The sequence below is a fragment of the Geobacter sp. 60473 genome (assembly GCF_036323535.1).
Classification (GTDB): Bacteria; Desulfobacterota; Desulfuromonadia; order Geobacterales; family Geobacteraceae; genus Geobacter; species Geobacter sulfurreducens.
This window is the reverse complement of sequence record NZ_AP028967.1, coordinates 2,459,645-2,483,021: the sequence shown is the minus strand read 5'-3', so window position 1 is coordinate 2,483,021 and position 23,377 is coordinate 2,459,645. Positions and strand designations below refer to the sequence as shown.

General features: G+C 54.3%; 22 protein-coding genes. 11 read left to right on the top strand and 11 right to left on the bottom strand.

Annotated elements, in window-relative coordinates; genetic code table 11:
* Window positions 1-10: 10 nt before the first annotated feature.
* Together AABA48_RS11235 and AABA48_RS11230 are read right to left on the bottom strand one after the other, a co-directional pair.
* Window positions 11-3,121, bottom strand: a complete 3,111-nt coding sequence (locus AABA48_RS11235; protein WP_324311866.1) for an efflux RND transporter permease subunit — start codon at window positions 3,119-3,121, stop codon at window positions 11-13.
* A gap of 176 nt (window positions 3,122-3,297) precedes the next feature.
* Window positions 3,298-4,416: an efflux RND transporter periplasmic adaptor subunit gene (locus AABA48_RS11230; protein WP_338270324.1), complete on the bottom strand. Its 1,119-nt coding sequence runs from the start codon at window positions 4,414-4,416 to the stop codon at window positions 3,298-3,300.
* A gap of 306 nt (window positions 4,417-4,722) precedes the next feature.
* Here AABA48_RS11230 and AABA48_RS11225 point away from each other — a divergent pair, with 306 nt between their 5' ends.
* The gene (locus tag AABA48_RS11225) at window positions 4,723-5,016 is read left to right on the top strand and encodes a hypothetical protein (protein WP_286350536.1); all 294 of its coding nucleotides are present in this window, start codon (window positions 4,723-4,725) and stop codon (window positions 5,014-5,016) included.
* Between the two features lie 24 nt (window positions 5,017-5,040).
* Here AABA48_RS11225 and AABA48_RS11220 read toward each other — a convergent pair whose 3' ends face one another.
* The 4 genes from AABA48_RS11220 to AABA48_RS11205 form a co-directional block, all read right to left on the bottom strand.
* On the bottom strand, window positions 5,041-5,598 hold the full coding sequence (locus tag AABA48_RS11220; protein ID WP_338270322.1) for a MerR family transcriptional regulator: 558 nt from the start codon (window positions 5,596-5,598) through the stop codon (window positions 5,041-5,043).
* A 45-nt stretch (window positions 5,599-5,643) separates the two neighbouring features.
* Window positions 5,644-5,829 carry a hypothetical protein gene (locus AABA48_RS11215; RefSeq protein ID WP_324311859.1) on the bottom strand — a complete coding sequence of 62 codons (186 nt, stop codon included), beginning with the start codon at window positions 5,827-5,829 and terminating at the stop codon, window positions 5,644-5,646.
* A 136-nt stretch (window positions 5,830-5,965) separates the two neighbouring features.
* Window positions 5,966-6,586 (bottom strand): LysE family translocator, encoded by a 621-nt coding sequence (locus tag AABA48_RS11210; RefSeq protein ID WP_338270319.1) that lies wholly within the window; start codon window positions 6,584-6,586, stop codon window positions 5,966-5,968.
* A gap of 5 nt (window positions 6,587-6,591) precedes the next feature.
* The gene (locus tag AABA48_RS11205) at window positions 6,592-7,230 is read right to left on the bottom strand and encodes a LysE/ArgO family amino acid transporter (protein ID WP_286350532.1); all 639 of its coding nucleotides are present in this window, start codon (window positions 7,228-7,230) and stop codon (window positions 6,592-6,594) included.
* Between the two features lie 173 nt (window positions 7,231-7,403).
* Here AABA48_RS11205 and AABA48_RS11200 point away from each other — a divergent pair, with 173 nt between their 5' ends.
* The 6 genes from AABA48_RS11200 to AABA48_RS11175 all read left to right on the top strand — a co-directional run bounded on the left by AABA48_RS11200 (window position 7,404) and on the right by AABA48_RS11175 (window position 13,567).
* The gene (locus tag AABA48_RS11200; RefSeq protein ID WP_010943403.1) at window positions 7,404-7,745 is read left to right on the top strand and encodes a DUF2845 domain-containing protein; all 342 of its coding nucleotides are present in this window, start codon (window positions 7,404-7,406) and stop codon (window positions 7,743-7,745) included.
* Between the two features lie 17 nt (window positions 7,746-7,762).
* Window positions 7,763-8,128, top strand: coding sequence for a hypothetical protein (locus AABA48_RS11195; RefSeq protein ID WP_338270312.1), 366 nt, complete (start codon window positions 7,763-7,765; stop codon window positions 8,126-8,128).
* A gap of 877 nt (window positions 8,129-9,005) precedes the next feature.
* A complete protein-coding gene (locus AABA48_RS11190; protein ID WP_338270310.1) occupies window positions 9,006-9,902 on the top strand; it encodes a hypothetical protein in 897 nt (298 codons plus the stop codon).
* Between the two features lie 1,338 nt (window positions 9,903-11,240).
* A complete protein-coding gene (locus tag AABA48_RS11185) occupies window positions 11,241-11,897 on the top strand; it encodes a hypothetical protein (RefSeq protein WP_338270308.1) in 657 nt (218 codons plus the stop codon).
* An 80-nt stretch (window positions 11,898-11,977) separates the two neighbouring features.
* The gene (locus AABA48_RS11180; protein WP_338270307.1) at window positions 11,978-12,331 is read left to right on the top strand and encodes a DUF4062 domain-containing protein; all 354 of its coding nucleotides are present in this window, start codon (window positions 11,978-11,980) and stop codon (window positions 12,329-12,331) included.
* A gap of 105 nt (window positions 12,332-12,436) precedes the next feature.
* Window positions 12,437-13,567, top strand: coding sequence for an HAD-IB family phosphatase (locus AABA48_RS11175; RefSeq protein WP_338270304.1), 1,131 nt, complete (start codon window positions 12,437-12,439; stop codon window positions 13,565-13,567).
* Between the two features lie 544 nt (window positions 13,568-14,111).
* On the opposite strand, the gene AABA48_RS11170 is transcribed toward AABA48_RS11175, so the two are convergent.
* On the bottom strand, window positions 14,112-15,158 hold the full coding sequence (locus AABA48_RS11170; protein WP_338270090.1) for an IS110 family transposase: 1,047 nt from the start codon (window positions 15,156-15,158) through the stop codon (window positions 14,112-14,114).
* 148 nt (window positions 15,159-15,306) lie between these two features.
* On the opposite strand from AABA48_RS11170, the gene AABA48_RS11165 reads away from it, so the two are divergent.
* The 3 genes from AABA48_RS11165 to AABA48_RS11155 all read left to right on the top strand — a co-directional run bounded on the left by AABA48_RS11165 (window position 15,307) and on the right by AABA48_RS11155 (window position 18,241).
* Window positions 15,307-15,780: an Imm26 family immunity protein gene (locus tag AABA48_RS11165; protein ID WP_286350299.1), complete on the top strand. Its 474-nt coding sequence runs from the start codon at window positions 15,307-15,309 to the stop codon at window positions 15,778-15,780.
* 619 nt (window positions 15,781-16,399) lie between these two features.
* Entirely contained in the window at window positions 16,400-17,053 is a 654-nt protein-coding gene (locus AABA48_RS11160; RefSeq protein ID WP_338270302.1) for an REP-associated tyrosine transposase, read from the top strand.
* Window positions 17,054-17,066: 13 nt separating this feature from the next.
* Window positions 17,067-18,241 (top strand): IS3 family transposase gene (locus AABA48_RS11155; RefSeq protein WP_338270298.1). Its coding sequence is split into 2 segments (ribosomal slippage): window positions 17,067-17,337 and window positions 17,337-18,241, totalling 1,176 coding nucleotides; the frame shifts between segments, so codons are not numbered across the junction.
* On the opposite strand, the gene AABA48_RS11150 is transcribed toward AABA48_RS11155, so the two are convergent.
* The 4 genes from AABA48_RS11150 to AABA48_RS11135 all read right to left on the bottom strand — a co-directional run bounded on the left by AABA48_RS11150 (window position 18,227) and on the right by AABA48_RS11135 (window position 22,015).
* On the bottom strand, window positions 18,227-18,688 hold the full coding sequence (locus AABA48_RS11150) for a response regulator (protein ID WP_338270300.1): 462 nt from the start codon (window positions 18,686-18,688) through the stop codon (window positions 18,227-18,229). The genes AABA48_RS11155 and AABA48_RS11150 overlap by 15 nt on opposite strands.
* Window positions 18,689-18,771: 83 nt before the next feature.
* Window positions 18,772-19,946, bottom strand: a protein-coding gene (locus AABA48_RS11145; RefSeq protein ID WP_338270298.1) for an IS3 family transposase whose coding sequence is annotated in 2 segments (ribosomal slippage) — window positions 18,772-19,676 and window positions 19,676-19,946 — 1,176 coding nt in all. Because the reading frame shifts where the segments join, the coding sequence is not laid out codon by codon here.
* Between the two features lie 112 nt (window positions 19,947-20,058).
* Window positions 20,059-20,325, bottom strand: a complete 267-nt coding sequence (locus AABA48_RS11140) for a hypothetical protein (RefSeq protein ID WP_338270296.1) — start codon at window positions 20,323-20,325, stop codon at window positions 20,059-20,061.
* A 331-nt stretch (window positions 20,326-20,656) separates the two neighbouring features.
* Window positions 20,657-22,015 carry a hypothetical protein gene (locus tag AABA48_RS11135; RefSeq protein ID WP_338270293.1) on the bottom strand — a complete coding sequence of 453 codons (1,359 nt, stop codon included), beginning with the start codon at window positions 22,013-22,015 and terminating at the stop codon, window positions 20,657-20,659.
* 270 nt (window positions 22,016-22,285) lie between these two features.
* Between AABA48_RS11135 and AABA48_RS11130 the strand changes: the two genes are divergently transcribed.
* Window positions 22,286-23,224 carry a sigma 54-interacting transcriptional regulator gene (locus AABA48_RS11130; RefSeq protein ID WP_338270291.1) on the top strand — a complete coding sequence of 313 codons (939 nt, stop codon included), beginning with the start codon at window positions 22,286-22,288 and terminating at the stop codon, window positions 23,222-23,224.
* Window positions 23,225-23,377: the final 153 nt, after the last annotated feature.

The following is a 23,377-nucleotide window of genomic DNA, read 5'->3' as shown; positions in this document are numbered from 1 at the left end:
CTCCTTGGGGTCAGGGATTGGTCGCCGCACCTTCGGCCGCCACCGTCGCCTCGCGCTCCCGGTCGCGGCTGTGGTCGCGGGCCACCAGCATGTAGATGGAGGGGACCACGAACAGGGTGAAGAGGGTGCCCACGAACATCCCCCCCACCAGCACGAGGCCGATGGAATTCCGGGCCGCAGCGCCGGCTCCGGAGACCAGAGTCAGGGGAAAGTGGCCGGCAATGGTGGCCGCGGTGGTCATCATGATCGGCCTGAGGCGGGTCATGGCTGCCTGGCGTACGGCGTCGTGCTTGGACAGCCCCTGGAGCTGGAGCTGGTTGGCGAACTCCACGATCAGGATGCCGTTCTTGGACACCAGCCCCACCAGGGTCACCAGTCCCACCTGTGAGTAGATGTTGAGGGTGGTGGTCCAGCCGTGGGTCCAGAAGGCCACGTTGGGGTCGGGCATCTTCAGGAAGGTGAAGATGAGTGCCCCGAATATGGCCAGGGGGACCGATCCCGCCAGGATGACGAAGGGGTCCCGGAAGCTGTTGAACTGAGCCGCCAGCACCAGGAAGATCAGGATGATGGCCAGGGCAAAGGCCGGGAGGAACTTGTTCCCCTCGGTGCGGAGCTGGCGCGATTCGCCGGTGTAATCGAGCACGTACCCCTGGGGCAGGATCGTGGCCGCCTCTTTTTCCAGGAAACGGAGCGCCTCGTCCAGGGGGCGCACGGCCACGCCGCTCAGCTTGACCGCGTTCAGCTGCTGGAACCGGTTGAGGGAGCGGGGGACCACGGTCTCCTTCAGGGTGGCGACGGTGGACAGGGGTATGAGCTTTCCTTCGGGGCCGGTGATGTAGACCGACTTGAGCTGCTCGGGGTTGAGGCGTCCCACCCGCTCGATCTGGGGGATGACCTTGTAGCTCCGTCCGGCGATGTCGAAGCGGTTGACGAAGTTCCCTCCCACCATGGCGCCCAGGTCGGCCCCCACCTGCTCCAGGTTGAGGCCCAGGGCGGCCACTTTGTCCCGGTCGATCTCGAACCGGGCCTCGGGCTGGTCGATCTTCACGTCGATGATGGGTGGGAAGGCGAACATGCCGCTCTGCATGGCCTTCAGCTGGAGCTTCTGGGCGAGTTCGAGGATCTGGCCGGTCTCGGCCGTGGAGGCCAGGATGAACTCCACCGGGAACTGACCGCCCCCGGGCAGGGCCGGCGGGGTCACCGGAAACATCTGGATGCCGGGGATGGCGGCCAGCTTCTGCTGAACCTCGGGCATCATCTGGAACACGGTCCGCTCCCGCTCGTCCCAAGGCTTGGTGACCATGCCGCCGAAGCCCGAGTTGGGGAAGGTGATCTGGAAGGTGAAGTCGGTCTCGGGGATGCCCATGAACACCTTGTTGGCCGCGGCGGCGTAGCGGCTCGTCTGGTCCAGGGTCGAGTTGGCCGAGGCGTCCAGGATGCCGAAGATGACCCCCTGGTCCTCGGTGGGGGCCAGCTCCCGCGCCGACATGGTAAACATGGGGATGGCCAGGAGGCTCACCACCAGCCAGACCGTGTAGACCGCCGGCCGCATGGCCAGGGTGGCGTCGAGCCAGCGGCCGTAGGCATCCCTGAGCCGGTTGAAGTCGCGGCTAATGCGCCCGGCCAGGCCATGCTCGCCGGCCCCCGGCTTCAGGAACTTGGCCGACATGACCGGCGACAGGGTCAGGGCCACCACCCCGGAAATGGTCACCGCCCCGGCCAGGGTAAAGGCGAACTCCCGGAACAGGGAGCCGGTCAGCCCCCCCTGGAGACCGATGGGAAGGTACACCGCGGCCAGGGTGATGGTCATGGCGATGATGGGTCCCACCAGCTCCCGGGCGCCGAGGAACGCCGCTTCCAGGGGAGACTGCCCCTCCCGCATGTGCCGCTCCACGTTCTCCACCACCACGATGGCGTCGTCCACCACGAGACCGACCGAAAGGACGATGGCCAGCAGCGTCAGCAGGTTCACGGTGAAGCCGAAGGCCTGCATCAGGAATACGGCGCCGATGAGCGACACCGGGATCGCCACCACCGGCACCAGGGAGGAGCGGAGGGAGCCCAGGAACAGGAAGATCACCACGATGACGATGAGCAGGGTCTCGCCCAGGGTCTTGAGCACCTCCCTGATGGCGTTGTCGATGTAGTTGGTGGCGTCGTAGGCCACGCGAGCCTGGAGCCCCGTGGGGAGATCCTTCTCGATGGCCGCCATCTCCGCCCGGACCCGCTTGATCACGTCGAGGGAGTTGGCGTTGGGCAGGGGCCAGATCCCCATGAACACGGCGGTCTGGCCCGAAAAGCGGACCTCGGCGTCATAGTCCTCGGCCCCCAGCGACACGTCGGCGATGTCGGACAGCCTCACCAGGGCGCCGTCCTGGCGCCGCACCACCAGTTGCCGGAACTCCTCCACCGTGTTCAGGTTAGTGTTGGCGGTGAGGTTCACCTGGATCAGGGACCCCTTGGTCCGCCCCAGGGCGGCCAGGAAGTTGTTGGCCGCCAGGGCCTCGCGCACCTGGGCCGGGCTCACGTTGAGGGCCGCCATCCGGTCGGGCTTCAGCCAGATCCGCATGGCAAAGGTGCGGGCCCCCAGCACGTCGGCCCGCTGCACCCCCTGGATCGCCGAAAGCCGCGGCTGGACGATCCGCACCAGGTAGTCAGTGATCTCGTTCTGCTGGAGGATGTCAGAGGAGAAGCTCAGATAGGCCGAGGCGAACTCGCTGTCGGCCGACTCGATGTTGATGACCGGCACCTCCGCCTCGGGCGGCAGGTCGCGGCGCACCTGGTCCACCTTGGAGCTGATCTCGGCCAGGGCCTTGGTGCCGTCGTAGTTCAGCTTCAGGCGCACCTTGATGGTGGAGAGCCCCAGGGTGCTCTGGGACTCCATGTACTCGATGCCGTCGGCCGCGGCAATGGCCCGCTCCAGGGGCGTGGTGACGAAGCCCCGCACCAGGTCGGCGCTGGCCCCCACGTACACGGTGGTGACCGTCACCGCCGCGTTCTCGCTGCGGGGGTACTGGCGCACGTTCAGGGTGCGGATCGCCTGGAGGCCGGCAATGACGATGATCAGGCTGACCACCAGGGCCAGCACGGGACGGCGGATGAAAAGGTCGGTAATGTTCATGGCGGTATGTGGAGCCTCGTTCAAGATACTAACAAGTGCATTGACTATTCGACCCCCCTCAGTCCCCCCTATACAATAGGGGGGAAGCCGAAGGCAGGGGGGTGAGATGAGCTGTCGAGTTGTCAGGTTTTGTCATGGTAACAAGCAGTTAGAAGCGTTGGCAGTTTTTGGGGTGTCTAATTATTCTCCGGCTTCGGTGCCTGCTGGAAGGAGGGGGCGAGCTTGTTGTCCACCACCACCGCCTGGCCGTTGCGCAGCTTGAAGACGCCGGTGGTCACCACCTGCTCGCCTTCCTTGAGCCCGCTGGTCACCGCCACAAAATCGCCCCGCTTGGTGCCGAGGCGTACGAACTGCTGGCGCAGCACCTTCCCCTTCTTGTCCTTGTCATCCTCCACCACGAAGACCGAATCGCTGTAGGGGGCATAGAGAACCGCCGTGGCCGGGATGGCGAGCACCTTCTCCTGCACGGGGAGCCCCACCGCCACGTTCACGAACATACCGGGGCGCAGCTTTTCACCCCTGTTGGCCACCGTGGCCTGGACCTTGATGTTGCGCGATTCGGCATCCACCTCCGGATTGATGGCGGTGACCCGTCCCTCGACGGTCTCGCCGGGCAGGGCGTCGGTGGTCACCCGCACCGTCAGCCCCTTGCGCAGTTGCGACAGCTGCTGCTGGGGCAGGGTGAAGTCCACGAAGATCGGGTCCATGGACTGGAGCGTCACGATGGGGTCCCCCTCCCGCAGGATCTGCCCCAGGTTCACCTGCCTGATGCCGAGGCGGCCCGAAAAGGGGGCGCGGATCGACTTCTTGGCAATGGTGGCCCGGATGTTGTCCACCTGGGCCTGGGCCTGGTTGGCCGTGGCCACGGCGCTGTCGTGGTCGGCCTGGGCGATGATCCCCTCCGCCAGCAGCTGATCCGAGCGGCGCAGGTTGGCGCGGGCCAGCTTCGCCTCGGCCTGGGCGCCCGGCAGCTGGGCCTCCTCGTTGCTCGTATCCTGGCGCAGCAGCAGGGCCCCCCTGGCCACCGGCGCCCCCGCCTCGAAAGCGATCTGCACCACCTTGCCCGGCAGTTCGGCCGCCACCGTGACCCCCTGCACCGCGGTCAGCGTGCCGACCGACGTGAGGGCCGTTTCCCACGAATCGGCCTTCACCGGCGCCGTTGAAACGGTTTCGGGCGGCGGGACGAACTTCTTGCCCTGGTCGATCATGGCGCCGATCTGCAGTGCCTTGATGCCGCCCAGCACGGCGATGACCGCGACCAGGCCGAGGATGGTGAGAAAGATGCGCTTTTTCATGGTATGGGCTGCTCCGTCCGGTCTGAAGGAATATTGGGTGCGATGCCCCGGCAGCGCCGGGCAGTGCCTTATGGTTATAGCATCCTGAGCTATCTATGCAATATGCATTTTGGGCTGCGGGATAGGGGCGGCAGAGAATATTCTCCACCTGTAGGGGAATACTGTGCAGTCGGTGTCGGCGCAGGAGGGTGTTTAGCCTGAAAAGCCAGCAAAATCAATAGGTAATGATTTGGTACGGGTTGTGAAAAAGAGAAGGCATGAACAGCGGCAACGATGCCGCATCACCACCCCGCAAGGAGAACACCGATGAAAAAGCGAATTGCCACGGCACTAACTCTTACTCTCATCTCCGTCATGCCTGCCCTGGCCGTCGAGCATGGGGCCGCACACAAGGCCATGGACGAACAGTGCGCCAAAGAGTGCGAGATGCTGGTGCGTAACTGCGCTCGTGAGACCGACAGCCTCCAGCAGAAGATCGCCCGGCTCCGGACCGAGATCGCCAAGGGAACGGCCGTTTATACCGCCGATGAGCTGAACCGGCTCGACAAGAAGCTCAAGGAGGCAAACCAGATCCTGAAGAACCTCATGGAAAACCGCTAGATTGCCCGGGACGCCTTCCCTGGTTCACCGCTCCGCGGCAGGGGGCGTCCCCGGTTCTTCCCCTCCGGCCGACCAGGCCCGGATGCTGAGCGCCTCCTGCTCCGGGATGCCCAGGGAGAGCAAAAACTGATGGTGGGCCTCGGGGCTGTGCTGCTCGAATTCGGTGTGGAGCCGCTTCATGGCGGCATCGTCCATGCCGGCGGCCCGGAGCATCGCCACGAACATCTCCTTGTCCACCGCCGTGCGGGGGCCCCCTTCGCCCTTAAGGCGGAGCATCCCCGCCAGCATCCGTTGTTTCATCTGCAGCGCGCCGATCTCCCGGTTGATTTCAAGGAGGCGGCGATGCAGCACCTCGGTGGCGCCATCGCCGGCCGAAGCCAGGATGGCCCCGATCCCCCGGATATCCACCCCGGCCCGGCGCAGTGAGCAGATGGCTTCGAGCCGGTCCCGGTCGGCGGGCGAATAGCGGCGATAGTTGGCCTCGCTCCTGCCCGAGGGCGAAAGCAGGCCGATCCGGTCATAGTAGAGCAGGGTGCTGCGCGACAAACCGAACTGCCGCGCCAGTTGGCCAATCCGGTACATGGCACCTCCGGGAAAGCCCCCGGCCGACAGCCGGGGGCATCCGTCCTACGCGTAGGTTCTGCGGATCTCGGCGATCCGTTCGGCCGGGAGGCCGAGCCACTCCAGAAAACACTGGTGGCCGGCCGGGTTCTCCCGCTCGAACAGCCGATGCCACTGCGCCATGGCTTCGTCGTCCAGGCCGATGGCCCTGAACCTCGCCACCCACTCTTCCACCGTTACCGTCCGGTTCATCGTCATGCTCCTTTCTCAGCGTTGAAGGTCTGTCATGGCCGTGACGGAGATAACGCTAAACCGTGAACCGATAGACGGGTCAAGACAAAAAAACGCCTGCTGCAACGGAATGGTTCCGGGGGGGCAGGGACTCCGGTCACCGGCTGTTCGCGGCCAGCCGGATGCCGAACCCGATCAGCGCCAGCCCTGCCAGCCGTGTAGCGACCCGGCGCGCCGACGGCAGCGCCGACAGCTTCCGCGCCACCGCATTGCCCGCCAGCACGAGCCCCGCCTGATAGAGGAAACTTATGGCGGTCACGTGCGCGATCAGGGCGCCGAGCGTGGCCGGCGGGGCGTCCGGGCGCAGGAACAGCGGGAAAAAGGCCAGGAAGAACAGGACCACCTTGGGGTTGGTGATGCTCACCAGGAAGGCCTGCCGGAAATGGCGCCACCCGCTCGTGCGCGGGGCAGGCGCGGCATCGCTGCCAGCTACCGGCGTTCTGAGCAGGTTCAGCCCCATCCAGCAGAGATAGGCCGTGCCGAACCACTGCAGCGCCGTGAACGCGGCCGGGTAGGCGGCCATCACCGCGGCCAGGCCCAGCACGGCCCCGATCATGTACGCGAAGTCCCCCACCAGCGTCCCGGCCACGGCCCCGAATCCCGCGCCCACACCACTGCGCGCAGTGGCATTGAGGATCGCCAGCGTCCCCGGCCCCGGCACCGCCTGGAACACCAGAATCGCCGCGATAAAGCTCCCGTAGTTCTCGATCCCGAACATTCCGTTCATCCTCCCGTCAGATCAGACCAGATCAGGTTCGCCGCAATCCCCCACATGGTGCAGCCCACCACAAGGTCCAGCGCCCGCCAGGCCGCGGGCTTGCGGAAGAGCGGCGTCAGCACCCTGGCCCCGTAGCCGATCCCGTAGAACCAGACCAGCGAAGCACCCATGGCACCCAGGGCGAAGAAGAGCCGGGACCGTCCCGCGAACTGCCCCGCCAGACTCCCCAGCAGCAGCACCGTATCCAGGTAGACGTGGGGATTGAGGAGGCTCAGCGCCAGGGTGGTCAGGACCACCTTGGCAAGCCCGTCCAAACTGCCGCCGTCGTCGGCCGCCTCCAGCTTCTCCGGTCGCAGGGCCGCGTGGAACGAACGGAGCCCGTAGGCAAAGAGAAAGGCCGCCCCGCCCCACAGGGTGAGCCCCATGAGCCGCGGCGACGACCCCACCAGCGTGCCGAAGCCCCCCGCCCCCAGCCCGATCAGCACCGCGTCGCAGACGAAGCAGACCGTGCACACCGTGAAGACGTGCTCCCGCTTGAGCCCCTGGCGCAGCACAAAGGCATTCTGGCTCCCGATGGCCATGATCAGTCCGGCCCCGAGGCCGAAGCCGCTCAGAAGCGGCGCAATGGCAAGCTGGCTCGGCATGGTGTGGCGTCCCCCCTCTCGCCCCCTGTTATAGCCGACCGCAGACCCGGACGCAAGACACACCTCCGTGACGGTGGGGCATTTTTCTTCATGTCCCTGTTTGACTTATGCCCTTCGGGCGGTTACACAGAATTCATGGCACGGGATGGCCGGGGTCGTCCGGGGAGGGAACCATGAACGCACCGCTTCGCATCGTTATCGCCGCACTGCTGGCCACGGCAGCGCCCGCAGTTGGGGGCGCCACCGAAACAGGCACCATGATGTGCGCCAAGGGCATCGTCTCCATCGGGACCACGGCAGGGGAAGTGCTGGCCAAATGCGGCCAGCCCGCCACCGCCACGAGCCGCGAAGACAGAAGAGTCGCGCGTGAGTGGCAGAGCAGCGGCGGGCGGCGGCTGACCACCGTTTCCATCGATGACTGGATCTTCAACTTCGGTCCCAACCAGTTCCAGTACCAGGTGATCCTGGAAAACGGCCGGGTGGTGCGGATCGAGAGCCTGGATTACGGCTACTGAGCGGGAGGGTGGGGCACATGCGCATGACGGGAGGGCTCGGCACTATGAACAACGAAACCGCAGAATCCGGCACGGGCTGCCCCTCGAACCGGAGGAGAACACGAAACCTCGCGCTGCTCCTGTGCATCTGCTTTCTGCTGGCGCTCCCGCGTGCGGTGCCGTCCCATGCCGGCTACCCGGCGCCGAGCGAGGCCCAGTGCCGTGAAATGGTCGACAGCATGCTCCAGACGATGAAAACCGTGCCCGTAGAGCGCGAGCGAGACCGCCGCGAAGCCAGGGTCGTACTCGACAAGGCAGAAAAGATCGTTCGCGACAACCGGCAGAAAGGTGTCAGCGAATGTGAAACATGGGCCGCAATCGGGAAGCTGGTTGTTGGTCAGTAGATTTGTCAGGGAATGCACCGGCATGTCATCCGTGACGTTGTGATCCCCACCGCGTAAGATCCCGCCGTCGCACCCGCCAGGGCGATAGTTTCTTCCTCAAAATCGAACCCGGAACACCTCAATCCATCAGGATTTTCCTGTCTTGACGGCACCGCTTTGCCCTGAGATAGTCGCGCTGTGTTTACATGATGGTGCTAATGAGCGGTGATTGTGCGTAGTGCGGACGCGGACTATCCATTGATCGAGGAAGAGGAGCTTGCGTCTCCTGGGCAGAAGAGATGTGCGGCCGAAGTACGGGGAGTGGCCGCATGGGTGGTTCAGGTGGGCAGCAGTGCAACGTTGAGTGATCTTGCCAAGATGTTCGGCCGAGACGTCTCATTCAATGGGTGGTGTAGTCAGAAGACTGGAACAGCGACGAGAAATAGATCAAGGAATTGCTGAAAGGTTAGGACGGGTGCGGCGTGAGCTTGAAGTTGCAATCTATCAAGCCTGACCCCATGAGCCTCTCCCGCACTTGAGCCAAGACCAGCGCTGGTTCGTGAAGCGGATGGCGCATGCTTTATTGACTACCTGCGTGGGATGACAGCAGAAACAGCAGGGCGTGCAGTAATAACCGCTACTCGTGGTTGGGAGAAATATCCCGTACGAGTTCGTGAAAAAATGCGCTGGCTTCGTGACTATGCTGCGTTTACGTTTCCAGACATTCCTGAATTCCGGAATAATAGATTCGTACTTGAGTGAAGCCCCGACGAACAGTTGGGTCTGCCTTTGGAAGTAGAAATAATTGGATATTCCAACCAGACAGTTGGACGCCGCCCTCCCGAAAAGGCCGGACTGGCGAGTCAACTGCCGAGCCGTTACGCTGAAGGAGGGTAAAATGATTAGAAGAAAAAAAGCAGGGACCAGAGGCCTTTTAATTCTCATGCTATTGTCAGTCGTCCCTGCAACTGTCGTTGCCGCCGATGTTCAGCAATGCGGTAAAGAAAGTAGTAAAACTGGACAAACTTATAAAGTAACAGGCTCTGATATCAGTATTAGGAAGGGGCCAGGGAAGAAATTCGACAAACTAATAAACCAAAAAGCTACAAGTATCTTAAAAAGAACACAATATACCACGATAGACAACTCAGTAACTGTATATGAGGAATGCACTCAAGGAGGTTGGTCTTTTGTTAAGGTCACAGAGCCTGATTGGCTTCGTGAATCACACATCGGCTGGGTACAAAGTACTGCTTTACGAAAGCCCAAAAAAGAGGCTTCAGGTGCTCAGATATTTACCGATGCCGACTTCACTTGGGATAAAAAAACCTCCACCTACAAATCAGTAATAATAGCAGGTGTCAATAAGATTCATCGTGACAACCCTCGCTGCAAGGATATTGACCCTTCAAGTACCTATATGTCAAATAGCAAAGGAACTAAATCAGATCCAGTCTTTTTTGTTACCTGTGGCAAAGGCGCTAACGCTTTCAACGTCTTTTTCGCAAAATCTGATATTCAAAAAGGTAAAACCTTTGCCGCAGCAAAACATATAGATAAAGCAAAAGCAATTGATTTGTGCGAGTCTTATGCCATCTCGAAAGCATCTCATCCTAGCACTGTTAAATTTTCGAGAGTGATGGACCTTAGTATCACTGAACATCCAAACGGAAGAACACGAGTAATGTCAACCTTTACCGCCAAGAATAGTTTCAATCTTGAGCTCAAACATAAGATATCTTGTTTGCTCGACGAGAATGGACTTATTGAAGCAAACGTCAACGAAGCAAAATAGGAAGATAATAGGGAAGATAACAGGGTCAGGCTTGAAAGATTGAAAGATAGCTATAACCTTTTCGCATGGCGCGTAAACCACCGAAGCACGGGGAGTGGCGCATGAGCGGTTCAGGCGATCAGCAATGCAATATTGACTGATCTTGCCAAGAGGTTCGGACGAGAGTCTCATTCATGAGTGCGGCAGTCATAAGGCTGGAATAGCAACTAAAAATGGATTGGAAAATTGCTGATAGACTAGGACGGGGGCGTGAGCTTGAAGTTGTAATCTGTCAAGCCTGACCCCATCAGCCTTCAAATTTGGTCAAAACCTCGGAAACTCTAATCGATGAAGCAGTTAATAAAATCAAGACAGTTGATTTTAAGACAGTTTCTATCGCCTTCTTTGAGCACATCATTTTAGGCTGCTACAGACCAGAAACCGAATACGAGATTCGACACAGGCTGAGTCGCTAGTGTGAATTTAGGACGTACTGCGGGAGTTCCAACCAACGCCTTAGACCTGCCCTAGAAACCGACAGGTCAAGGCTCATCACGTTGAAAGGAAATAAATAGGAAATGACTACAAGACATTTACTTAACGAGACCATAAGCCTTAAGAATGAAACTGAGAAAATTATACTGAGACAATTAATTGTATTATTCGTAATAATTATGTGCTTCTGGATTCCTCCATTTCTCATTTTCAAATTTGCAGAAGGCAATTTAACATATTTTGTAATCGCATGGATTGTTGCCAGTTTTCTTATTTGTTTGTGGATTCGCAAAATTTATTTGGAATTTGTTTTTCCTAAAGCTATGTCAGAATACGACAAAAATACAATGAAATCTGACGTTAGGTTTATAATATTTTATCTCTTTAAAGAGAAGTTACTTGAAAACAAAACTATGATTGAGAAAAAGGAGGAAATACTAAGTCTGATTCGGAATGATTTCTCGATATACTCTGTTTCAATTATTGAGCATAAAGCTACCATATTTATTTTGGGAATCCTTCTTGGGCTCATTGGTAATTTTATAAATAGTATATTCTGGCATTTTTCAACCAACGGAAGCGTAGCAAATATTAAAATGTATTCCTTGTATTTTTTGTCAGCATGTTACCTCCTTTTCTATACATGGTTTTTCAGTAAGGAGTTTTTAGACAAATTAACTAACAAAAAAAGCCTCCGCGACTTAGTCGAATACCTTGAACTGATTGATGATTACCAGTCGTAAAATTGAAATAACGAAAGCATATGCTGACAGAAATGTTTCAACCAGAAAAATGCACCTGACCAAAACCGTCAGGTGATTTTCCTAACCGTTGAACATAGGAATAATTGAGGATGATATGGAAATGAATAAATGGGTTTTTAGTATCTCATTCGCTTTTTTGCTCGGAGTATCTACAGCGTTCGGGTATGCAGGGAATATTGGCGCGATGTCCCTTTCTATTGTCGCCGGAGCAATAGGGATGGCGTTTGCCAACCTTGACAAATTTCAAAAAATTAAAGGTGCTGGTTTTGAAGCAGAACTTAAGAAGGCCGTCGAGAAAGCATACGCAACGACATCAAGTCTTAAGGACTTAGCTGCAGACCTCGCTTCAACAGTATTAGTGATAATGGCGGCAGAAGGACGCTGGGGCGGAATGGGCCTTAAGAGGAAAATGGAGTTGCGTCAAGTAATCGACGAGGCGGTGAAAAAAGTCGGACTAACTGCTAAAGAGATAAAAGAAACGCATCTCATCTTCGATCAGTTTCTTTTGTGGGATCACGGCAGAGCCATTATAGAAGAGTTCAATAAATCAGGAAAAGTCGATAATGAGGCAAGAGAGCTGCTGAACAGTCTAACGAAGTATGAAACACTGACTGTATCTCCCCCAGCTGAGTTTCGAGAATTGCATAAGAAGCTTCAAATTGAAAATAAAGAAATTGAAGAGCTTATAAAGGATCTTGAGCACTTCCAAAAGAAACAGACGCTGAGAAGGCCGGACAGGTGGTATAAGCACGACTGATAATTGTATAACCATCGGGTGGTGCGTTAAATCTGCACTCCCTCAGCCCGTTGAACCGATTAAAAAAGAAGGAGTTAAAAATGCCGACACCCAAAGTGTTTTTGAGCTCAACTTACTTGGATTTAGAGGAGATCAGGCACAACGTTCACCGATGGATAATCGATAATATCGGTTATTATTCGGTTGCTTTTGAAAAAGGCGGTGTATTTTTTAACCCTGAAAAAACTATTGATAACTCCTGTTATGATGAGGTTAAAAACTGTCATTTTTTGGTTTCGATTATTGCGGGGCGATATGGTTCAAAAGCTACAGATGAACCTGAAATTAAAAAAAATGGCATCCTGCATTATAATTCAATTACAAAAAAAGAGTTCTTAACAGCAAGAAAAGAGAATTTGTATACCTACATATTTGTAAAGAATGAAGTTTTATAGGAGCATAAGACATACAGGAAAAATAAAAAAGATTTGACTCTACAATATGCCACCGTTGATGATCCAAACATATTTGTACTAATAGATGAAATATATGAATTGAATATGGGCAACTACGTTAGGTCTTTTAATACTTCTGAGGAAATAATAAACCATCTTAAAACTCAGTGGGCATATCTGTTTAAAGAGTCGTTAATTACATTTAAAAACAGTCAACTATCAAGCAGAAATTCTAAAATAAATTCTTACAAAATGTTTTATTACAGACATCAGCGAAAAATGAGCTTCAAAGCATTATCATCAAAGACAAAAATTAATTCTCAGAAGTTAGATAGATTGGAGCGATTGAAGAAAAATCGTGAACTGGATGATCCTGATATTTTTCAAAACTGTTCGATAGAAGATATAAGCAAAATTGAAAAGGCTCTAGATTGCCCCAAAGATTTAAAAACAGGTAAAGAGAATGGTTTTGGTACAGAATATATAAATTACTATAAATTGTATAAATTAGAAAGTTTAAGCAGTAAATTCCATTCGTCAGGCGAGAGATCACTATTTAAGCATAGAGCAATTGTTTTTGATTTCGATGGCACATTAACATTGAGGGACAACAGTAACAGTGGCAAAACCACATGGCAAACAATTTGGGAATTACTAGGTTATGAAAACAGCCTATGCTCAAAATATTTTCTACAGTACATCGAGAAAGAAATATCACATCAGAAATGGTGTGATATTACAGCAGAGTATTTCATAAAAAAGAACTTTGGGCTAAGTCACCTAAAAGAAATAGCAAAAAACATATATCTTGTGCCTGGCGTAGAAGAAACATTGAAGTATTTTCAATCATGCGGTGTAAAAATGTATATCGCATCTGGCTCCATTAAGCAGGTCATAGATATTGTTTTAGGTGACAATATAGCTTACTTCAATGATGTCCGAGCTAATAACATGATCTTTAATGACCAACAAAATTTAGTCAAAATCATTGGGACCAGTTTCGACTTTGAAGGTAAAGCGACATACATTGAAAAGATAGCATCAGAAAATGGATTTACTACGAGTGAAGTTATGTACATTGGTAATTCAATAAATGACGTATCTGCATACAAATCTGGTGCAGATACATTATGTGTTAACCCGCATTTTACAGATCCTACAAATAAGAGACAGTGGAAAGATAGCATTATAAATATGACAAATTTTAAGGATATTATTGATTATGTAAATATCTAATTATTGAAACTCAGCCCAACTCTTATTAGGCCCCCGTCCGTCAAGGGCAAAAAAGAGCCCTGACGATTTTGAATCGCTTTTTAAATGAATCGGATCAGCAGTTTCTCTGTTCTGACTTCATTTCGGAATCATCAGAGTCAGGAACCTTTGCCAGAAGGAAAGGTCCTGCACCAAACACCTATCGAGGTTCACACCGCTGCGGATACTACAATTGGCAGCGGCTGCGAAGGCATCACCTTCGCGACCTGGAAACTGTACCGTACCCTCATGCCGTCCCATTCAAAGCGTCGGGATTAATCCTGACGGAGAATCGCAGTTAGTGCCGGGCTCAGGCGAGGGGCAGAACACACCGAAACAGCAAGAAATCGACTCATGTATGTAAGGAGCGGGACGGAGCTCTAATCCAAGCGACAGGTATCCGGGCATCGGCCAATCGACCGGTTCGCGTTCAAAGACGCACTGTTACTCATCTTTCACGGTCGTGATCATGCTCGCCCCATGTGGCTCCAGTTGAACGTTGTAGCTGCTTCCATCCCCTCCAGCTCTATGCTGTTGCCATGAACTTCTCCAAGTTGAACGGCACGTTATTTTTCAGCATGTAATAGATCGCCCGCGCCAGCTTGTGCGCTATGATTCCGATAGCCTTTCCCTTGCCATGTACCTTGGCCAGATTCTCCACCAGCTTCTTGGCCGGCGGGTTGTAACGGATGAACAGCATGGCTGCTTCGGAAAAGGCCCACTTCAGATGCGCATTGCCGATCTTGGCGCCGCCGCTGCCTTTCTTCTTCCCGGCTGATTCGTGACTGCATTTGACTAAGCGGCAGTAAGAGGCGAAATCCTGAACCGACTCAAAACGATTGATGTCGTGGATCTCGTAGAGCATCACCAGGGCCAGGATTTGCCCGACACCGTGGATAGAGCGCAGCAGCAGGAGTGTATGCCAGTCATGACGGCGGGCTGTTTTCTCGATGTCCCATTCCAGGGCTTTGAGAACGTCGTCATAGGCATCGATCATTGCCAAATCGACCTGCACGATCTTTCGAACCTGCGGGTCGGGAAAGTGTTTGTCTACCCCTTGCCGGTTGCTCTCAACAGCAAGATGGACGCCGATTTCCGGCAGATTGTACTGGGTAGCTGTATTGTGGATGTGAGCGTACAGTTGTGCCCTCTTTCGTACCATATGGGTCCGACGGCGCAGCAGATCGCGGGTAGCGCGCATCTCCGGAGGGTAGACGTAAGCAACAGGGAACGAGCCGCCGCGTAACAGCACCGCGATCTTGTGGGAATCGATCTTGTCGTTTTTCGCTTTCCCGCCGTGGACGGCTTTCATGTAAAGGGCATGACCCAAGACAAATTCGATTCCTTCCTTACGGCAGAGATCGGCAAGCCAGTACCAGGCAAACATGCATTCCACGCCGACCACCAAGCCATCACGGAAAGGCGCGACTGCTTTGAGAAAGGCCTCCGGCGAACTTGAGATGTTGCGGTGCAGGAGCACCTCGCCCTGTGCATCCAGGATACAGAGGAACATTTTCTTCGCATGAAGATCGATTCCGCAGTAGTGTTTGTGAGTTTTTGTGTAAAATCTCATGGGTAAGGCCTCCTTTGGAGAATGGGTTCTCGCAAAGTCCAGCATACGGCAAAAATCCGTATGCCCAAGGGGGGCCTTACATAGTATCCTGCGCCAAGACCGGCCCCAAAACTAGCCGGTCAGGCTTATGACGTTATGCGAGAGAAAAATGAAATACCCGTTTGAACCAAAGTCGACAGCATATTTACGTCCCGGACAATTTTGGTCCGTCCCACTGCCGTCTGGGAAATATGCATGTGGTCGAGTCCTTCAAGTTAATGCAACAGAAATCCCTTCAAAAAATCGTGCATTTTTTGGAGGACTGCTTGACTGGCTAGGCAACCAACCTCCAACAAGTGAAGATATTGCGGACTGTCCTCTGATTGCCTTCGGCAATATGCATATAAAAGCGATAATAATGACAGGTGGAGTAATAATCGGAGAGAGACGTTTGGAGGAAGATCATATTGAACTTCCTCTTTTGCTATCTGCTCAAGGAGGGCCAGGAACGATGATCCTCCGTGGAGCCGAGTCGATTCGAGAAGCACAAAGAGATGAGTGGGGAACCCTCCCGGTGCTTGGAACGTGGGGATACAATTTTATCTGCAAACTGGCAGAAGCAAAGCTAGAAAAGAGCGCATAACCCTTATTAGGCCCCCGTCCGTCAAGGGCAAAAAAGAGCCCTGACGATTTTGAATCGCTTTTTAAATGAATCGGATCAGCAGTTTCTCTGTTCTGACTTCATTTCGGAATCATCAGAGTCAGGAACCTTTGCCAGAAGGAAAGGTCCTGCACCAAACACCTATCGAGGTTCACACCGCTGCGGATACTACAATTGGCAGCGGCTGCGAAGGCATCACCTTCGCGACCTGGAAACTGTACCGTACCCTCATGCCGTCCCATTCAAAGCGTCGGGATTAATCCTGACGGAGAATCGCAGTTAGTGCCGGGCTCAGGCGAGGGGCAGAACACACCGAAACAGCAAGAAATCGACTCATGTATGTAAGGAGCGGGACGGAGCTCTAATCCAAGCGACAGGTATCCGGGCATCGGCCAATCGACCGGTTCGCGTTCAAAGACGCACTGTTACTCATCTTTCACGGTCGTGATCATGCTCGCCCCATGTGGCTCCAGTTGAACGTTGTAGCTGCTTCCATCCCCTCCAGCTCTATGCTGTTGCCATGAACTTCTCCAAGTTGAACGGCACGTTATTTTTCAGCAAGGGGGAAAAAGGGGACAGGCTACTTTTTTGAGGTAGTGGAATGCCAAGAATCGTACGCGGACATGCTGGCGGAGAAATATACCACCTTATCAACCGTGGTAACGGGCGCCAGCAGGTGTTCCACAAAGATCAAGACTATCAGGCGTTTGTGAAGTTGCTCGGCGAGGCAGGCGAACGATTTCCAGTAACGCTATTGGCGTACTGCCTGATGCCGAATCACTTCCATCTGTTGGTCAGACCAGACTCGGGTGCAGAACTTAGCAGATGGATGCAGTGGCTCATGACAAGCCATGTCCGCCGGTATCACCGACATTATGGAACCAGCGGTCATGTCTGGCAGGGGCGATACAAGAGTTTTATCGTTCAGGACGATGGTCATCTGCTGACAGTGATACGCTACATTGAAGGGAATCCGGTTAAGGCCAACATCGTTGCCAGCGCAGCTGACTGGGAGTGGAGCTCTCACCTTTCCAGATCCATGAGGGGGTCGCTGGACGAACTGCCTATTGAGTTGCCGAGCCAGTGGACAGAGTACGTTAACGCACCTTTGACCGGGCCGGAATTGGACAAACTGCAAAACAGCATAGATCGCCAAACGCCATACGGGGATGAAGCGTGGCAGATAATTGTATGTAGAGAACGTGGATGGGGTAAGTTGAAAAAATCGGACACCAATGTTAATTACCCCATTTAACGGAGGTGTCGAAATGATGAGAGGTCCTAACAGTCGCTACTCGAAGGAGTTTCGGAGCGAGGCCGTGAAATTGGTTGTTGAAGACGGCGTGTCTGCCTACGAGGCATCCCGCCAGCTCTCCCTGCCGAAGTCCACCCTTGAAAATTGGGTGAGAGCGTTCAAGGCCGGGAAGCTCGGGGACATCGGGGGCCAGCAGCGCCCTTTGACCGAGGTCGAGCAAGAACTCGATCGGGTCAAGCGGGAACTGGCCCAGGTCAAGCAGGAGCGCGACATCCTAAAAAAAGCCGCCGCGTACTTTGCCAAGGAGTCGCTGCCCGGTACGCGGTGATCAAAGAGCTTCGATCTGAGTTCCCTGTGCCTCTGCTCTGCCGAACTCTGGAGGTTTCGCCAAGCGGTTATTACTCTTGGCTGAAGCGCCCGGACTCGCCACGTCAGAAAGAGGAGACACGGCTCGTCATCGAGATCAAGGCGGCTCACAAGAGAACCCGGGAAACCTACGGACCGGAACGATTACAGACCGATCTCGCCGAGCACGGCGTTCGGGTCGGGGTCCACCGGATCAAGCGCATCCGTAAGGCACATGGCATTCGCTGCAAACAAGTGAAGAAGTTCAAGGCAACAACGAACTCCGACCACTCGCTGCCGGTTGCCGAGAATCTTCTGGGGCAGAACTTTGCGGCCGAAGCCCCCAATCAGGTCTGGGTAACCGATCTCACCTACATCCCCACCGCCGAGGGCTGGCTCTATCTCGCCGGCCATAAAGACCTCTTCACCGGAGAGGTCGTGGGTTACGCGATGGGCGAAAGGATGACGAGGAACCTGGTTAGCCAATCCCTTTTCCGCGCCGTGGCGGCCAAGCGTCCGGCGGCAGGGTTGATCCACCATTCGGACCGGGGCAGCCAGTATTGCGCCCTGGAGTACCGAAAATTACTTGAACAGTTCGGCATGCAGGCGTCGATGAGCCGCCGAGGCAACTGCTACGACAACGCCCCCATCGAGAGTTTCTGGGGAATGCTGAAGAACGAGTTGGTCCATCATCGCCGCTACGCCACCCGGCGCGAAGCGATGCAGGAGATCACAGAGTATATCGAAATCTTCTACAACCGCCAAAGGCGCCAGAAGCGATTGGACTATCTCTCGCCTGCTGCCTATGAGCGGAGATATTTCAAAGAGCTAAGAGCAGCATAGGGCTTTGGTGTCCGCTATTGACGACCGACCCCAGCTCAGCAGTTTGTCTTTGAGGGAATCTATTTCTTTAATCAGTGAATTTTCGCGAAAAGCCTTCATGATGACAAGCTTCAGGTCATCCATATCCAGAATCGGCTTTACGAGATAATCCCGGGCGCCAAGCCGCATTGCGCGGGTCACTTCCTTGACATGGCCTATCCCCGAGATCACGATGATCGGTGTGGCCGGGCTTTTACCAGCCAACTCGGCAATGAACTCAAAACCATCCATAACCGGCATATGCAGGTCGGTAAAAACTATATCCGGACGGTCATGATCGAACAGGTCCAGACCCTCACGGCCATTTGAAGCCTCCAGGACAACAAAACCGGCGTCCTGAAGATACAGGGCAATGCTCTCCCTAAAATCTAATTCATCGTCAATTATCAGCAGCTTGATTGGTGACATGCAGTATCCTGTTGACTGAACGCGAGACGGCTGGGATCAATAAGACATTTTGGGGTCGGTCGTCAATAGCGGACACCAAAGCCCTATGCTGCTCTTAGCTCTTTGAAATATCTCCGCTCATAGGCAGCAGGCGAGAGATAGTCCAATCGCTTCTGGCGCCTTTGGCGGTTGTAGAAGATTTCGATATACTCTGTGATCTCCTGCATCGCTTCGCGCCGGGTGGCGTAGCGGCGATGATGGACCAACTCGTTCTTCAGCATTCCCCAGAAACTCTCGATGGGGGCGTTGTCGTAGCAGTTGCCTCGGCGGCTCATCGACGCCTGCATGCCGAACTGTTCAAGTAATTTTCGGTACTCCAGGGCGCAATACTGGCTGCCCCGGTCCGAATGGTGGATCAACCCTGCCGCCGGACGCTTGGCCGCCACGGCGCGGAAAAGGGATTGGCTAACCAGGTTCCTCGTCATCCTTTCGCCCATCGCGTAACCCACGACCTCTCCGGTGAAGAGGTCTTTATGGCCGGCGAGATAGAGCCAGCCCTCGGCGGTGGGGATGTAGGTGAGATCGGTTACCCAGACCTGATTGGGGGCTTCGGCCGCAAAGTTCTGCCCCAGAAGATTCTCGGCAACCGGCAGCGAGTGGTCGGAGTTCGTTGTTGCCTTGAACTTCTTCACTTGTTTGCAGCGAATGCCATGTGCCTTACGGATGCGCTTGATCCGGTGGACCCCGACCCGAACGCCGTGCTCGGCGAGATCGGTCTGTAATCGTTCCGGTCCGTAGGTTTCCCGGGTTCTCTTGTGAGCCGCCTTGATCTCGATGACGAGCCGTGTCTCCTCTTTCTGACGTGGCGAGTCCGGGCGCTTCAGCCAAGAGTAATAACCGCTTGGCGAAACCTCCAGAGTTCGGCAGAGCAGAGGCACAGGGAACTCAGATCGAAGCTCTTTGATCACCGCGTACCGGGCAGCGACTCCTTGGCAAAGTACGCGGCGGCTTTTTTTAGGATGTCGCGCTCCTGCTTGACCTGGGCCAGTTCCCGCTTGACCCGATCGAGTTCTTGCTCGACCTCGGTCAAAGGGCGCTGCTGGCCCCCGATGTCCCCGAGCTTCCCGGCCTTGAACGCTCTCACCCAATTTTCAAGGGTGGACTTCGGCAGGGAGAGCTGGCGGGATGCCTCGTAGGCAGACACGCCGTCTTCAACAACCAATTTCACGGCCTCGCTCCGAAACTCCTTCGAGTAGCGACTGTTAGGACCTCTCATCATTTCGACACCTCCGTTAAATGGGGTAATTAACATTGGTGTCCGATTTTTTCAACTTACCCCATTTTCGGGGAATTTCTTTGTTACCAGATGTTACGAGCCGGGGCTCTATCAATTATTGTGCCACGACATTGTTAAAATACAATTTATTATTATAGAGTTCTTTATCAGAGGGGTCAGCAAAGATTAGAGCGTCATGAAAATAGTTTCTTGCAGCGTTCCAGCCCCAGATGTTAGCTAAATCAATCGTTGCCCACGACAAGGAGGATTCGAAGTAATACATGGTACCATTAAGCACGTTGACTGATCGGTTAATAGTTCCGGATGGGGTTGGCACGGTAAAGGGGATGTTGATGGCATGGATACGCGGGGTGATCTGCATGATAGTGCTCCTTTTGGAAATAAAATAGTCGCGAGATGTTTCCCCCTCGCGACCTTCGATTCCAAGAAGCGGATACGAAAAGAGCGCGGGAAGGTGACCCGCGCTCCTTGCGCTAACAAGGCAAGCTACGAGTCGTCACAAGGTGACGACTACGACGATCAGGGCTGTGAAGGTTCTTTTCAACATATTGATCCTTTATCTTAGTTCGGCGACGGAGTCAAGAGTCCTTGGTCTTGTTCAACGTGTCGCGGCGCGACCTGCGTGACGGTTCATAATTCTTTCCTGTTAACCGCGCGCTGCCCCGTCCGGCGTTCCCGCACATCTGCTCATGCTAGTTCGTCTCAGACACCGGAATCACGACCTTTGGCATGTCGATTACCGGATAATACGTTCCGCCTGTTCGGCTATACAGAGTGACGTCCAGAATGTAACGCGCGGCACTGTCAGGCACGCCGTTCGTGGCGTTGTAGTTGGTTATAATGCTGTCCAGCCTGCAGGATAGCCCTGGATCAGGCACGGCCGTACAATCGGTTCGGTCATCGAACCCCGGCCTGAACGTGTAATTCGGGATCAGTGCGATGGGCGTGACAACATATTCAACTTGTCCTTGGATAGAAAGTGGCGTTGCCAACGATACGCCGATGTTCGCATTTACTTGCGGCTCTAACGACAATGGATCGTAGAAACCCATGAGTGGCATAGTGATGGTCGAAAAAAACTTCGCCACATGCGATGCCAATGACCCAATCGGGAATCCATTGAGAGAGTTCAGGAAGAGTTCTGATTCAATTCTGACATAAGGCCGCATTGGAGCGAACATGGCCGTGACCGGGCTAACCTGAGCTGGTGAATCGAACGCCATAGACGTTTGAATATTGGCTTCCCGCAGGACATCCAGGCCAACAAAGGAAAGATGCCTTGTTGTTCCATCAAGCGTAACAGACGCCGTTGGTGCGCCCGCAGTATTAGGGGTGACACTGGCGGTTATTTGCCCGCCAACGTTCGTCTCCCGTATGGTGTAGTTGTACACGCGCGCTCCCAGGGTTTCATCCGCAGGGGAAATGCTCACATCGAGATTTGTCTGGAGCGAACAGCCATCCGGCGGAATGGCAGATGATGCATAATCCAGTTGATATGTCCACTGGCCCACAGTACTGAGCGGGTTCGCATGCACATAATCGGATTGAGACATCTGGCTCACAAGGCTTGGTGTATCGAATGGCGTGAGCCAGGGCACCACCCTATTGTAATTCTGGTCCCAAGCCGCCAGAGTCATGGCAGTGTAATTGGTTGTCAGGCCGTCAGCGGGATTCGTAACACTACCTGACTGAAGGTACAGCCCCCCCGGCTGACAGGCATTAGCGGCAGGAACATACTGAAGGTTGATGGTGAAGTCCCGGCACTTGGAGCTGTTCTGCAATGTCAAATTCCTGGTCTGTGTCGTGAGAGGGTGCGAATCGCAGAGAGTAGCGCCTTCGTAAATATCGATTCGTGGTGAATATGGATAATCAGGGTGAAACAACCTGATGCCGACCGTCAGTTGATCAAGGTTGTACTGAAAATCGTAAAACGGCCGTTGGGCAGGCAGGCTTGGAGTAGAATCTGCAGAATCAGCGCCGCAGGAAATCATGCTTATCGCAGCGATAAAAGTCGCGGTTGTCAGGACAAAATTATGAACAGATGAAATCATCGTGAAGGGCCTTTTGCGTGCAATTCCGGATAGAATTTCCGGACACGATATCGATCGCTATCAAGCAGTTTCCTGCATCAATCAACAGTTGAAGGGCTTCTTGGGTCCCGGGGGCAGAAAAGGGGGGGCAGAAAAGGGGACAGGCTACTTTTCTCTCATCCCCTTTCGGGGACGCCCCTGTTTGCGCATCGTCGACTCTAGTCCGGATATCTGCGCCATCAGGAAGCATTTTCTTCGATCAAGACTCAAAACCAGGACATGATCGCCCTTATGAAGTACCTTGAAGCCATTGCGATCACGTCGGAGCCGGTTTTGATAACCGGTGAAACAGGCACAGGAAAGGAGTTGCTTGCCGAGGCTGTCCATAAAGTCAGTGAGCGCAAGGGGGATTTTATTGCTGTAAATATATCCGGACTTGATGACCAGATGTTTTCCGATACCTTGTTCGGGCATGTGAAAGGTGCCTTCTCCAGTGCGGAGCATCATCGCGAGGGGCTCCTGGCCCAGGCTGCCGGTGGCTCCATCTTTCTGGATGAGATCGGCGATCTCCATGAAACTTCACAAGTCAAGTTGCTTCGCTTGCTGCAGGAAAGGAAGTATTATCAATTGGGGGCGGATATTCCCAAGAAAACGGATGCCAGGATAATTGCTGCGACCAATCGTGATCTCCGGCAGATGGTGAATTCGGGCACCTTTAGGGCTGATCTCTACTACCGGCTTTTTACGCACCAGATTACCATCCCGCCTCTCAGAGACCGCAAAGGCGATATACCACTGCTGCTGGATTGTTTTATTCATGAAGCCGCCAATACCCTGGGAAAGAAGCCCCCGACATATCCCCCGGAGTTGCTGTCTTATCTTGATGCCTACGGTTTTCCCGGAAATGTGCGTGAGCTGATGGCCATGGTCTTTGATGCGGTGGCAAGGCACACCCATGGTGTCCTTGCCATCGATAGTTTCAGAAAGGCGATTGGCTTCGAGATCTCAACCAAGACCGCAATCAATGACACGGCCAAGTGTACCATCATGCTGCATAACGGAGATGAGCAGCGTATGCCGACATTGGATGAGGCCGAGACCGTGTTAATCGGGCAAGCCATGGATCTGGCAAACGGCAACCAGGGGGTTGCCGCCACTTTGCTGGGCATCTCTCGCAATGCCCTCAATAAAAAGATCAATCGCAGGAAGGCCCGAAGTCATCTGATTTAAGTACCCTTACGCCGTTTGAACTTGCTGCGCCGATAGTACCAGCCGCCACAACCCCAGACAAATACCGCCTCCACTTCCTTCCAGCTTTATTAGCCTGTGCTAAATGTACCAGGGCTGCCTGCCTTTATGTCGATGTATCTAGCCGATAAATAA